Here is a 14,269-nt window from a genome sequence, read left to right as displayed (position 1 = left end):
AGAGCGGCTAACTTGATATCAAATGGATCTGAAAAGATGTTATAGGTGTGCCCAAACTTTGCTCCAATAGATTTAACTAAAATCACTGTAGCGATAAAAATCACAATCCTCATGGGTTTCCCTATCTATACGTTTAAACTAAATCGTACACATGCGTGTGGATATTGTTTAAGTTATTCCAAGTATATAATGCGTTTATGGCCCTACATGTCGTTGGCTTTTTCTATAAACCAAGTGCCTTTACACGGGCCATTGGTTAAATGCCAACGACCATCAAATCTATTGCCACTGCCATGTGCTGAAAATCGATAATCCCACTGGCGATGCTTGGCATATAGACGTAAGTCTCCACTTTCAGAAACCCAACCTTGTAGCGGCGTTCCATTGTAGGTAAGCCTAAGCGTGGCTTTACCCTCACGAATGGTTCCGGTGATGGTTGTGCGTTCACACATATTATTGCCAGTGGTGTTAATACGGCGACCTAGCCACTCACCGTCGAAATCGGTAGAAAGAACAAATTGGGGACCATCAGGAAGTTTAGGAAACGACTCGGAATTATTGGTCCCGAACCACTGGAGTTCACGACCAACAAAGAAGAAGACAACAAAGCCGATTGATATCGCTATCACAAATCCCTTTTTCATGAGCCTCTTCCTAATCCACTGACCTTAAGAAAAGAACCCTAACATAATGAAAAGTAATAACTTACTATCAATTTAATTAATTTTGATATATTCCACAAATTGCATTCAAATGTTGAATATAGAGAAAGCGGCATCGTACGAAGTTCTGCTGTATGTTCAGGGAATAGTTCGTGAAGAAAATACAATGCATCTGTTGGTGTTGGCGTAGCGCATGAGTTTTAGACTTAAGCCAGCAACCAGTGTGTTAATAACTGAGTACTAAAACCTGAACGACTAAAAGAGATAGGTAATATATGCACCGAAAGATTACATCTTTCAAAGAAAAGACCCTTCAGAAAGCGTCCTTCGGTGCATATAATTTCAAGCGACTGACATTAGTGACTCATGTAAGTCGCTAACATAAGTGACTAACGCAAGCGTCTCAACACAACCTGCTGGTCGAGCTCATTCTGATAGTCCGTGTAATCAAGCCCTTGATCAAATATGTACTCAGTGACAAGAGTGCGAATGCATTCAACTAATGTGCTTGCTTGCCAAGGTTTTTCAAAGTAACGGTCGATGCCTGCTGCATTAATCGCATTGATGGTATCAGTATGAGTAGCCTGCCCCGTAAGAAGAATTTTCTTTGTATTCGGAAAGCGGCTGTCATGGAACACTTCAGTGAGTAACTCCACACCCGTCTTCCCTGGCATCACGTGATCAGACACGATGACGGTAATGTGTTCGCCTTCTGCGTCAAGTTCATCAATGAGATCAAGCACTTCTTGTGCTGATTCACAATCTTCAATATTCAGCCAACTCGCCAGCGGCTCTAAATCTTGTACCACTGCGCTCAGTACTTCTCTCTGGTCATCGACACAGATTAAATTAAGCTTCTCCATGTTCACCCTCTACTGGTAACTTGATTCTAAATACAGTTTTAGAAGCATCACTTTTCACAATGATACTTCCGCCATAACCCGCCACAATCCGCTTAACGATTGATAAACCCAAGCCCAATCCAAACGATAAACCACCTTTTTTAGTGGTGAAGTTGGGCTGAAATACCTTTCTACGAGTCACCTCGTCTATCTCAGGGCCGTTATTCGTGATCGTAACTAATATTCTTTTCTTACTTAATCTGGTTTGAATTTCTATTGCGGCATCGTCTGAATTCGACATTGCATCACAAGCATTCTTTACAATGTTGACCCAAATCTGAACGAGCTCTGTTTTCGAGCCTTTAAAAGTCGGCAAATCTGCTGGGCTCAATCGCACAGAGACTCTACGTAACTCACTTTGTAACAACGATAAGGCATGGTTAATGGAGTCATTAATATCAACCGCTTCTTCGGTGTCAATATCAACTCTGCCAAGTTGTTTAACCGATTTTACGATGCCAACAGTGTGTCTAGACGCCAAACGTAAATCATGTAAATCACAGCCCATCTGCCAAAAACGAATCGCTTCTTCTGGGTTTTTCAGCCAATGTTTTGAAATAACGTCTGTTGCAGATGAAGCCTCTGTTGTAGATAAAGCGTCAATTGGAATCGCCTTTGCAAGAGAGCGTGCAATGTTTTTGTCTAAACCATATTTTCTTTCAAATTGTCGCCCACGTGTTCGTGCTTCTGACGACGACGTTTTCTGACCATGCATTAACCCAAAATCGAAAAATTGACTGGCTTCTGGATGCACTTCTTCAAGTAGATCCATGATGACCGTTTCAAGTCGGCCAGATTTGCTATTTACTACACCAATAGCGTTGTTAAGTTCATGAGCAATCCCTGCAGCCAATTGACCCAAGGTCGTCATTTGCTCAGCAGTATGTAACTTCTCTAGCGCTTTTTGTTTCGCTATCGCTTCTTGTGTTGCACGCCGTTGACGACGCGACAACTCATTGACGATCACAGGTGTGAACTGTGCGGTAAGAGGACCAAACTGACGTTCATCTTCTGCAGGCGTGTCTTTATCGATCCACGCTAACTCAACATCGGTTTTAGCAACAACCGTTGAAGATGCTGTCCAATTACCTGAAAAGAAGCTATGAACGCCTATAAAAGCCCCACTACCCGCGCTAAATACTCGCACTTGCGGTGTATTCGCTTCGGAATAAAAGCCTTCCAGTTCTCCACTAAACACATAATACAAACGAGTGTTTAACGCTGATTGTTCAATAATGGTGTTACCAGCACGGCACGTCACCCGACGTTCTGTCTGATTAAAATAACGATCGATAAGTGCTTCTAGCTTTTGTTGATACACGTATCGTTATCCTATGTGACCAATTGAATGTAGCAGCCACACCATAACAAAGCTCAATAGCACACCAACCACACCTAAAATAATACCGATTCTGGCCATTTGATTACTTTGCACATGACCCGTGGCATGAGCCAACGCATTCGGTGGCGTACTGATTGGCAGCGACATACCTAATGAAGCGGCAAAAGTCACAACCAGAATTAACGTTAACTCACCGCCGAGTGGCGTGAGTGAAGCCATAGACGAACCTAATGCAGCCATAATTGGCATTAACAAGTTAGCCGTTGCGGTATGAGACATAAAGTTTGCCATTACCAAACACAAGAACGCCGCTCCGAACAACACCACATAGGGTGAGTAAGCATCAAACGGAATGCTGTGTACCACCAGCTTTGCTAAGCCAGTTTTATCGAGAGCTAAACCAAGCGCAATACCACCAGATACAAGCCACAGTACGTCCCAAGAAATCTTTTTCAGGTCTTCTTTATTGATGATCCCAGTAAGAGAGAACACAGCAACAGGAATCAGAGCGACGGTATAAGAGTTCATGCCATGGCTTGAACCCATTAACCAAAGAATGATGGTCAGCGCAAAAGTGACGTATACCGCAATGGCTTTGGGCGTTTTAAGGAATTTACCTTTAATACTTAACTCGATTTTCTTTTGGTCAGCTTTGTACATAAAGCCGATTAAAAACCACGCTAACGCCATCATAATAACGACAAACGGCACACCAAATGCCATCCATTCGCCGAACGTAATGAGATTATCGCCAACTAAATATTTAAGTGCGATAGCGTTCGGCGGGGTACCGATCGGGGTACCAATGCCACCAATATTAGCGGCAACAGGAATACAAAGCGCAAACGCTATACGACCGGGATCTTTCGGACCAAACACAGCCAATACCGGTGTTAAAATGGATAACATCATTGCCGTTGTTGCCGTGTTAGACATAAACATCGAAAAGATACCAGTGATCAACATTAAGCCGAGCATCACAAACTTTGGGTCTTGTCCAAATGGCTTCAACAACACGCGAGCTAAGTTTACGTCTAATCGATATTTAGTGGCCGCCATCGCTAAGAAGAAACCACCTAAAAACAGCATGATGATTGGGCTAGCGAAAGTCGCCATAATATCGCTGTATTTTAACAGCTCACCAAAATGTTCCTCCCCATGCTCAAACCTTAAAAAGATCAGCCCTTTATCCGACAACATCAATAATTGCAGAACGATAATAACAACAGACGTCGCGTAAATCGGGATAGGCTCGAACACCCAGCACAATGCCGCTAATAAAAAGATCGCGATAACGCGTTGTTGAATAATCGTAAGGCCTTCAAATGGAAACGCTGATAGCGGCATGACGAGGATAATGAAAGGAATTAAAATAGGGATAATGTATTTAATATAGGGGCGCATAGCACAAAAACTCTTCCTGAGATAACAACTACTTAGAAATTAGATTTAAAGTTCTAATTTAGATCCGACAACGAATTATCGACCTCTTATCACTATCTCACTATCGGCTAGATCAATGATTACGTAATCGCGATATCCCCTTTTTCGATTCTGTGCGCTACCTCTACGTTTGTGTGTCATTTACTGTTGCAATACAACTTGATCAATCTCATCGTCAGGATCTTCCAAAGGGCTATTGGCCTGTCGATAAAGATTAAAAAGTATTACGTGAACTGCGAAATCTGCCTTGAAGCATTTACGTGCGTGGTTCAGATAGGTGTTCTATGCCCAACTCTCGTTGTTTACGTTTACTTAAACCACTAGCAACAATACGATAAGACTCAGACAAGTAATACTTTAGGTCATCGTCTAATTGACCGGATGTCTCAACTTGCTGTATCCATTTCATCCCACGATTAGCAAAGTACGGAGCCGGTTTATAGCCTTCACAATCACTGAGAAAATCGTAATTTAAGTTGGATGTCTTAAAAGTGAATGCCGCTTTTTTGCCATCACTCCAACCGCCAATGGCAAAGACTTTACCACCCACCTTCCAGACATCTGAATTGCCCCATTGAACGACATGACTCGTCCCAGTAAATGTCCCGCAAAAATGGTTAAACTCATCGTAATTCATACTCTCTTCCTATACGCATGCAAGATCACATTAGCTGGCTCTTTGAATATTCAAACAGTTTGAACTCGTCTGAGAGGTCTGGCTGAACTTCACCAACTTTGATATAGCCTAACTTTTCGTAGAAATGGTGGTTTCTGTAGGACTGATAAGGGGTGAACAAAGTCCAGTTTGTGATATGCGAATACTGGTGTTCAATAAGGCTCATCGCTTGAGAACCAACATGTTTATCTTGATACTGAACATCAATGTAGAAATATCGGATCTCAATACTGCTCTGCTCACCACACTCTACGCAAATCGCCCCGGCATAGTCGCCGTTGTACAGCACTTTATAAAAGTTGCCTTTACTAACCTCAGCTTGGAACCACTCTGTTGATTCTATGTTTGGCGGGAACGCACCGTATTTTTCCACATCGTCTGCAAATGCGCTGAGTGCCGAGCTCTGCAACTGTTGGATATCGTCAGTGCTAGCAAGTTCAAGTTGGAGGGAGATATCCGGCATAATTATCCTTAATTCATATACTTTCGACCTAGTGCCCATTTATGTAACGCATTGTACCAACGCAACATTTTCCTTTAGCACATAGGTATTATGGAAATATAAGCCATTCACACTGCCAATAACATCACCAACTTACCAAGATCAAGCATAGCTCTCATGCTTTAACAACAGGCACAAAAAAGGGGCGCTCGCCCCTTTTGTTAAAACACCTAACCGTGTTAATAATTTATACCGTTTTGGCGGCCTTTTCTGCTTTCTTCTTTGCCGGGTTCTTGGTAGAACGGGCTTTTTTGGCTGCCTTGGCTAGGGCTTCGGCTTCTTTGCGAGCCTCGGCAATGCGCTCTAGCAGCTTGTCGGCTGGTTCATCGGTTGGGTCTTGCGCCACCAGCTCACCACGGAAGGCTTTTGCTAAGATGCTTTGGGTGAGGTTATCTACCCTCGCCTGCGCTTTTTTCACTTGCGCTTCAATGGTGTCAGCGAAAGCGAAGTATTGGTCGACGAGGCGAACGATTTCTTTTTGTTCTTCTAATGGGGGAAGTGATAATGGAGACTCTTTAATTTTCTTCAATGTAAGCCTTTTTATCGCGGTTCCACCCATCTTATCTAGCATAAGCTTGCGTCCAATTGGCGAGTTTAAGTAGTGTTGTAAATACTTTGGAGTCAAATAGTCAGCTACTTTAATCACACCAACACTAGAGAGCAGTGATATTGGCTCGTCGATGCTATTGACACACGCTAGTCCAGTATTTGCACCGTCTTTTACATACAACACATCCCCAAATTTAACATCACATCTAGAGTAAATCTCTTCGTGTGTATCTTTAGTTACGTAAGTAAGGTTATTCATATCTAGATACCCCTCACGCACATTTTTTGATGTTACGTACATAAAGTCCCCTTCTGGGTAACTCTGAGGGGAATGATGCGTACCATCAGTAATTTTTAGGGAGCAAATATCAATAGAGTTCCAACTCCAAGTTGTTGGTAGTTTTAGTCCTGGAATATCATCTAGTGTTTTTGCTTTTTGAGTTCTACCGTCTACGCTCTCTTTTCTTTGTATTGCATTAATTTGAGCTAATTCACTATTATCAACTTTCTTGGGGGAGTTGGTTACTCTCCACTCTTCCGTCAACTTACCCGACACCGCAGAAGCGAGGACCGATTGGCGGAAGCGCTTTAACAAATCTGGGATGCCATCTAGACGGGCTTTAATGGTGTCGACCTGCGCCAATACCTCATCGAGTTTTTCAACGATGCGTTTTTGTTCGGCTTGTGGGGCCACTATCATTGGCGCTTTCTTGCCATCTTTTGTGCCTAACCTTGGCATATTTACGCCATAGCTGACTGCATTCACATAGTCACTAAACTGCTTACCCTTTAGCCAATAGAACAGGAAACGATTGTCGAACAAATCATTTGGTATCTTTAAAGGTACAATCTCTGTCGTACAAATCCCATCTTCAGTAGCGATTAACATCTTGTTCAAGTAAGGACGAAGCTTTCCATAAAGAACGTCGCCTTTCACAAACGAGTTCTTTGAACTTTTAGGCGCTCGGTCAGCAAAACTAAGGCGTTTTAGTAATTTAGAGGAATCTTTTTCTATATCCTCTAACTCTAGGACCCAACACTCATCATCAATGTTCTTTAGATCAGGTTTGGCCGTTGCCCCGTAGTTCGTTACGTTACCAAGCTCAGTTTCAACCCAACCTTTCGGCAACTCACTCATTACTCTGCCTCCGGCTTTTCTGCCAAGCCAAAGGCTTCTTCAAGTAGTTGCTTTTGCCCTTCTGCTTCATCATTCGCGCCAAGCGCTTGCATCAATTGATAAATTTCAGACATGGCTTCAGTTAGCTCTGCCATTGCTTCACCTGCTAGTACTTCTGGCTCTGGTAGGTTTTCTGCGCTGGTCGCTTCTAGATCTTTTAGCCAAGAAATATCTAGGCTGTCGCCTTTTTGGTCACGAATGTAGTCACGACTGAATTTGCGGAAACGGGAATTGTCGATGGTGCTTTCTACGCTATCTTGTCCCTCAGCGAAAATGTTACCGAGCGTCTCGTAAACACCCTCTTCACGAGGTGATTGACCATTTTTGTCTGCACCGTAAGCATTGATAAAGGCTTCAAAGTGCTTTTCAGTCAGTGGGCGACGCTTACCAAAGGTGTTCATGTTGGTACGCATATCGAATACCCATGTTTCTTTGGTGCAGTCTTTGTCTTGGTTCTTGTTCTCTGGCGTGCCTTTTTGGAAGAAGAGTACGTTGGTCTTCACACCCTGAGCGTAGAAGATACCCGTTGGCAAACGTAAGATGGTGTGTAGATTACATTTGTCCATTAGGTCACGGCGAATATCAGTACCCTTACCACCCTCAAATAACACGTTATCTGGAATTACCACTGCTGCACGGCCGCCTGCTTCTAGTGCATCGTATATATGCTGCATAAAGCAAAGCTGTTTGTTGCCAGTTGGGTGAACAAAGGTACGAGTGATGTTGGTACTTGATGCGCTGCCAAACGGAGGGTTAGTCAAAATCACATTCGCTTGTGGAAGGGTTTCACCTGCACTGCCTAGCGTGTTGCCAAGGCGAATAGCGCCCTCTTCTGCATCGCCTTCAATGTCGTGCAATAAGCAGTTCATCAGAGCTAAACGACGCGTTTCTGGTACCAGTTCTAATCCAACGAAAGCTTGTTTCATTTGGAAATCTTGGTCGTCACCGTCTAGGTCATCTAAATCGTTGGTTTGTGATTTGATGTATTTATCCGCCTCAATCAAGAAACCTGCGGTACCTGCGGCTGGATCTTGAATCACCTCACGTGGCTGAGGCTGCATCACTTTGATGATGGTGCTAATAAGTGAACGTGGCGTAAAGTACTGACCCGCGCCCGATTTCGTCTCGTTCGCGTTCTTTTGCAGTAAGCCTTCGTACATGTCACCAAAGTCATCACGTGATTTACCTTGCCCTTCACCATCAACAGAGTCGTCAAACCACTCTAGCTTGTCCATGTTATCCACCAGCTCAGTCAGCTGAGCAGGTTGAGTAATGGTGGTGTTTACGTTTTGGAAGATTGCACGAACAATGGCATGGTCGTCAGCACCAAGCTGAACCAACATATTACGGTAGAACTGGTGCTGCTCTTGACCTAGCTTGGCTTTTAGATCGGCCCAGCGAAACCCTTGTGGTAACAAGTCATCTTCTTGCCCTGTTTCTTCACACATTTTAAGAAACAGTAGTGATGCCAACTCGTTTACGTAGTTTTGGTAAGACACACCGCCATCACGTAGGTTGTCACACAGTTTCCACAGTTTGGCGACCAGATCATTATTGTTCATGCTTGTTCTCTTGTTTGTACTGACTCGTGTCAGATAGGTAATTCGCACACTCTTATTGAGCGTGCGTTTTTACGTTTGGTGCGATTGTACTGAGTTACGCTGGCTCGTCCCACATAAACTCGTTGAATTGGGTGAGTATGCTGTCTAATTCATCATTAAAGACGTTCATCAGCTTACGTTTGCCACCTTTACGCTTGTAGTTGCCCGTTTTAAAGGTGTCATCGTCGAGTACTACTTTGTCTTTAATAGATGACGCTAGGCGATCGAGCCAATTAAGTTGCTCTTCACTCCACTCTTTTTGCGCTTTGATTTTATCTAACGCTTGATCCACTCGATCTTCGAATGGCAACAGAGCATCACCAATCGCCGCTTGTCGAATATGACCAATTAAGCGCGCTGCTACATCTTGGTTTTTGGTCTCTTTCCACGCTTTTTTAAGCGTTGGCTCATTGAAGTTTTGCGCATCGAACCACTCTTGCAGTTCTAACAAACCTTTACGGGTTAAGTCCCTTGGGCGGTTGATGACCACATCTAACGCTTCTTGCTGGTTGGATGATTTGTCCACCAGCGCATCAAAGGCTTCTAAGAAATCTTGCGCGGTTTCATGCTCGCCATACACGGTTTCTACTCGCAGCAGTGAATCATCCACATCGGTAAAGATTGGCATATCACGCAAGTCATTAATCTCTTGCTTTAGCTGCTCTAAACGGCCAACCATATTGGTCACCTTGTTGAACACTTCCGCCGACCATTTGGGGCCTTTTTGTTTGAGTGTTTTCGCAAGGCTTGCGAAGTTACAGCCCGCAGAGTCTTGACAAATCTCGTCAAAACGTTTGATTTGGCTGTCTATCTCGCGTGATTTAAGGCGGCTAAACTCCGCGTGGCTTGAGATACGCTGTAGCTTGGCAATCAACTGTTCGTGGCTGTGCTCTGCAAAGCTTCGACCATCCGCTTCCATCACTTTATAGGTTTCTGAGTCGGTAATTTCATTGACTAAAGTTTGCAGCTCTACTTTAGGGCGCACCACGACTGGGCGCATGGTATCAACGCTTTGCAGCGTGGAATAGAGATCAACCGCATCGAAAATTTTGAATGACGTTTTACCAACGGCTGGGCATAAACGCGTCGCACGGCCTTTCATCTGCTCATACAATATACGGCTACGCACTTTACGCATAAACACTAAATTACAGATGCTTGGTATATCGATACCGGTTGTCAGAAGGTCCACCGTTACCACGATGTTAGGCAAACGCTCTTTGTTAAAGCGAGTGATCATGGATTGAACTTTGGTGGAATCTTTGTCTGAGTCGCCAGTAATTTTGATTATCGCATCGTGCTCTAGCTGCGGATATTTGGCTTTAAATGCGGTGCGCAACTCTTCGACTACCGCGTCTGCATGGGTATTATTGACGCAGAATACGAGTGTCTTTTGTGGGCTGGTTGGGTCGATATGATTAACCAGCTCTTCGCACACCACTTTATTGAAGTTTGAGGCGATGAGCGCACGGTTGAAATCCGCGACTTCAAAGCCTTGCTCATCCTCTAACGTATCGTTGATTAACTCACCTTGATTAGACAAACGCTGAACTTCGCTACCTTGAGATAAGTACAAACCGCCTTCACTTAATTTGGTGATAATGCGAATTGGCGGCTCTTGATCGGTTAAGTAACCGTCGACGACCGCTTTTCGGTAACCGTAACGATAAACGGGTGTTTTCTTCTCGCCGCCAAAAATATCAATGGTGTGCGATGCTGGTGTAGCCGTTAACGCAATTTTTACCGCGTCAAAATGATCGATAATACGGCGATACGAAGAGATGAAATCTTGGTCGCTTCTGAACTTCTCTTCGCCTTCGGTTTGTTCTTTATCAAGAATGTAACCACGGTGCGCTTCATCAATAATAATGCAGTCGTAACGCCCAACAGGCATCACCTCATCGCTTTGGAGCGTGCGCTTAACCAAAGATTGAACGGTGGCAACATGTATTTTGGTGCTGTCTTCAGGAAAGCGATCGGTTAACCCTTTTACATTAAAGATAGAGTTAAACGTATCCCCTTTGATATTAGTGTCTTCAAACGAATCGAGCGCCTGTTTGCCAAGAGAGGTGCGATCGACCAAAAACAGAACGCGCTTAAAACGTTGAGACTGAATAAGGCGATACATTAAGGCAATCGCAGTACGTGTTTTACCCGTACCTGTCGCCATGGCTAATAAAATGTCTTGCTGACCATTCACGATGGCTTGCTCGGTCGCTTGCACCGCTTCTTCTTGGTAGTAACGCAAACCGAGGTCGCTCATGTCTGCATTTCGGCTAAACCAATTATTGGTTAGCTGGTCATCGCTTTCGAGTTTGGCCACTAACTCTTCAGGTCGGTGCCATTCTGGTAATGCTTTGGGCATATTGGTGGCATGACGAACATCGCGATACCAAATACCACTTTTGGTTTTTATTGCCGCTTTGTAGCTGCGCCCGTTAGCCGAAAAACAGAATGGGATTTTAAACGTTTGTTGTTGAAGCGGCGAGGAGCCGTTTGAATCGCTCCATGTCGGCAAGTAAGTGGGCAGAGCTTCGGCTACTTGGTCTAGCGCATCTTGCCCGTTCGCGGCTTGCATTAATTCGGAACGTAGAAAGTCATTATCGAAGTATTTGCTGTAACGGTAAGCTTCTGTCAGCTTCGCCGACACATCTTTGTTTCTCTTTTTCGCCTCAACCACGCCGATCGGTTTCAAACCAACAAACAACACGTAATCGGCAAAGCCCATGTTGCCCACTTCGTCTTTGCCGGTTGGCCACTCAGCAATCGCAATATTGCGCCCCACTTCTGGCCGTGTTCCGTTGGCAAAGTTGAGTATTTTACTGTCTGCATCCCAACCCGCTTTGCGCAGCTGGTTATCAATTAAGTAGCGAGTTTCATCTTCGCTTAGATCTAGAGGGCGCGACTTCGCTTCATCTATTATCTGTTTCTTATACGCTTTACGTTCTACTTCTGTCTTCTTAGATAGCTCAGTTTCTTGTTCTTTCAGCTTGGCTTCTAGTGCGCTAATTCGAGCTTGAGACTGCTCTTGTGTTTCTTCTTGGTTACTCTCTAAAACGGAGATGTAGCCATTCAGCGCTGTCAGTTTCGCCTGTTGCGCTTCCAGCTCTGCTTTCGACTGTTCTTTCGCTTGGCTTTCGCTTTGACGAGCTAATGCCAACTCGTGCTTTAGCGACAACACTTCTTGTTCAAACTGTTGACCACTATCTGAGTTTGGTAAAACAAACGGAGGGACAGGAAAGTCGTATTTCTTAGTGACAAGTCGGTAATACCAAACCGCAACGCGGAAAGCGAAACGCAAACACATTTCCGCATCTTGTAGGTCGTCATGATATTCATGGACGGCTTGGTTGCCAATTTTGCGTAGCTTATGGAAGACACTGAGAATGCTGTCGTCGACAAAAGGGATTTTACCGAGTTCACGTAGCAGTTCGTGCTGGTTATCGGGCACGTTGATGTCTAACAGCTTGGCTAAATGTTTAGCGGTAGCTTCACCAAAGATACGCAATTTAACGAGCGTGGTATTTGGGTCATCTGGATAGTTTTTTTCTGCTGCGCGAGCAATAGCGTACAAGAAATCGTTAACGCCCTTGAGGAATTCGAAGTTTGATTTTTGCATTAAATACCAACCGACTCGTCGTAATTTAAATGTAATTTTTATTGAATAAACCGTATCTTACAATAAAACCTTCATATAACACGATGACATTGGTTGCTTTTGAACAATTGATTGCGATTAAACAAATGATTGCAGTTAAATAAGGGGGCGCGATTAAATAATTGCTCACTATTAAACCATTCGTTTTATTAAACCATTCGTTTCAACAATATTCCCCACCACTCACATCAAGTCCCTCCTCACAAAGAACCTCCCGCACTGCTTAATTTCCCAAGACTTAAATGTGGTTAGTGAGTTATCTATCGAATCGGGGGGGACTTAACCATGAAACCTGAAACCTAAAGCAAAAGCAAAAGCAAAAGCAAAAACAAAATAAAAACCACTGATTTTCTTCAAATGTATTCAGGTTGCTGATAGATTAGAACTATAGAGCAAAGGCTCTAAACCTATAAAAATCGAATAAGGGGTTATTTATGAGACCATCTATTTCAATCAGTATGGTGCTTGCAACGACAGTGGTTGGCTTCCAGTCTTATGCAAATGATATCGACACTGCAAACTCTCTCTCTACCGCAAACCCGCTCTCTATTTCAGAGTCAGTATCTATTGCACAGAACGCAGCGATGCAAAAACAAAGTTTGGCTTTGCAAATCAGTGAGCGTTATTCCGATCTTGAGATCCAATTAAAAGATCAGATCACAGAGAAACACCCATCAACTTCGCTCGACACGCTTGGGGCTCCTCAGGCTTATTCTGCATTTTCTTACGAGATGGAAGAAGCTGATCTAAGCTATCGTAAAATGAAAGGCATTGAAGATTTCAGCGACTCTGTATTAGAGATTCGCATGGCTGATGAAGCGATGATCAAAGCGTGGAAAAACGGTGAGAACCCATTATTTGCATTCGAACCATCGGGCGATGATTCAAATTGGCAATACATTGAAGCGTATGACGTTTACGGACAAGTTCATCAACTAGATGTTTACCAAATGCCTGATGTTCCTGTGTTTGTTGTTGACAGCAATGGCGCTGAAGAACTCAAAGCAGGCTTAATGGCGATGCAAGCTGAGATGCAAAGGCTAGGGACAACCACACAAATCAATGCCGATATTGACAGTGATAGTCGTCAATTTAATAACAAAAACAATCACGCTAGAGCTTTCGCTTTTGTCGACCAGCCTGAACCAAAACCGTTAAGCACAACCCAATTAACTCAGATTCGTTTGGAAGTAGACCAAGAACCTTGGATCTCAGGTAAAGCGGAAATCTACGCTATTGTGACAGGTGTCGATTCAAGTCGTTTAGAGCCACAAATTGATCTCGTTGATATGCCTTATCTCGATTACGACAAGCAAACATATTACCCAAATCAAACCGTCGTCTTTTGGCCTCGCTACCGTTGGGGTGCTGCGGACATGATTTTGATGGAGCAGGATGATGGTACTGACTATAAAGCGCTAGCAAAACTCTTGGTGCAAGCAGCAGAAGAGATACTCAAGATGATTCCAGACCCAGAAGCTCAGGGCTATGCAATCATTCCACAAATCACAGGTAAGATTATCGATGTGATTCCTGATGGCGTATTAGTGAATGACGATGACTTCGTAGACGTGTACTACAACTTAATGCAAAACACGCCTTATGTAGACCGTCCGGGTGCTGGCGTGAATGCCGTGGCTTCTTTTGCTCCTGTAACAATATTACCGACAGAATAATTCAGTCTTCAGATAAAATTAAGCCGATACAATCTAATAAAAGCTGCGCTCCATGGCGCAGCTTTCCGTTGGTTAGATGAT

General features: G+C 43.8%; 9 protein-coding genes and 1 pseudogene. 1 reads left to right on the top strand and 9 read right to left on the bottom strand.

Annotated elements, in window-relative coordinates; translation table 11 throughout:
• Positions 1–203: 203 nt before the first annotated feature.
• The 9 genes from AB4407_RS16365 to hsdR form a co-directional block, all read right to left on the bottom strand.
• Positions 204–644 carry a hypothetical protein gene (locus AB4407_RS16365; RefSeq protein ID WP_372121310.1) on the bottom strand — a complete coding sequence of 147 codons (441 nt, stop codon included), beginning with the start codon at positions 642–644 and terminating at the stop codon, positions 204–206.
• A 407-nt stretch (positions 645–1,051) separates the two neighbouring features.
• Positions 1,052–1,525: a response regulator gene (locus AB4407_RS16360; protein ID WP_017062404.1), complete on the bottom strand. Its 474-nt coding sequence runs from the start codon at positions 1,523–1,525 to the stop codon at positions 1,052–1,054.
• Positions 1,512–2,885 carry an ATP-binding protein gene (locus AB4407_RS16355; RefSeq protein WP_372121309.1) on the bottom strand — a complete coding sequence of 458 codons (1,374 nt, stop codon included), beginning with the start codon at positions 2,883–2,885 and terminating at the stop codon, positions 1,512–1,514. The genes AB4407_RS16360 and AB4407_RS16355 overlap by 14 nt, the downstream gene beginning before the upstream one ends.
• 6 nt (positions 2,886–2,891) lie before the next feature.
• Complete coding sequence (locus AB4407_RS16350) at positions 2,892–4,310, bottom strand: DASS family sodium-coupled anion symporter (RefSeq protein WP_210446069.1); 1,419 nt, start codon at positions 4,308–4,310, stop codon at positions 2,892–2,894.
• A gap of 295 nt (positions 4,311–4,605) precedes the next feature.
• Positions 4,606–4,986 (bottom strand): MmcQ/YjbR family DNA-binding protein, encoded by a 381-nt coding sequence (locus tag AB4407_RS16345; RefSeq protein WP_009846550.1) that lies wholly within the window; start codon positions 4,984–4,986, stop codon positions 4,606–4,608.
• Between the two features lie 25 nt (positions 4,987–5,011).
• Complete coding sequence (locus AB4407_RS16340; RefSeq protein ID WP_372121308.1) at positions 5,012–5,488, bottom strand: GNAT family N-acetyltransferase; 477 nt, start codon at positions 5,486–5,488, stop codon at positions 5,012–5,014.
• Between the two features lie 226 nt (positions 5,489–5,714).
• A complete protein-coding gene (locus tag AB4407_RS16335) occupies positions 5,715–7,214 on the bottom strand; it encodes a restriction endonuclease subunit S (RefSeq protein ID WP_372121307.1) in 1,500 nt (499 codons plus the stop codon).
• Entirely contained in the window at positions 7,214–8,815 is a 1,602-nt protein-coding gene (locus AB4407_RS16330; RefSeq protein WP_372121306.1) for an N-6 DNA methylase, read from the bottom strand. Before AB4407_RS16330 ends, AB4407_RS16335 begins: the two co-directional genes overlap by 1 nt.
• A 94-nt stretch (positions 8,816–8,909) precedes the next feature.
• On the bottom strand, positions 8,910–12,473 hold the full coding sequence (gene hsdR / locus AB4407_RS16325; RefSeq protein WP_372121305.1) for a type I restriction-modification system endonuclease: 3,564 nt from the start codon (positions 12,471–12,473) through the stop codon (positions 8,910–8,912).
• A gap of 623 nt (positions 12,474–13,096) precedes the next feature.
• On the opposite strand from hsdR, the pseudogene AB4407_RS16320 reads away from it, so the two are divergent.
• Positions 13,097–14,188, top strand: a pseudogene (locus AB4407_RS16320) (DUF3103 domain-containing protein); the annotation flags it as partial.
• Positions 14,189–14,269 lie beyond the last annotated feature (81 nt).

Origin of the sequence: Vibrio sp. 10N.261.46.E11 (genome assembly GCF_041472735.1) — a bacterium.
GTDB lineage: Bacteria > Pseudomonadota > Gammaproteobacteria > Enterobacterales > Vibrionaceae > Vibrio.
Note: the sequence above shows the minus strand (reverse complement) of the source record. Positions and strands in the feature narration are given on the sequence as shown.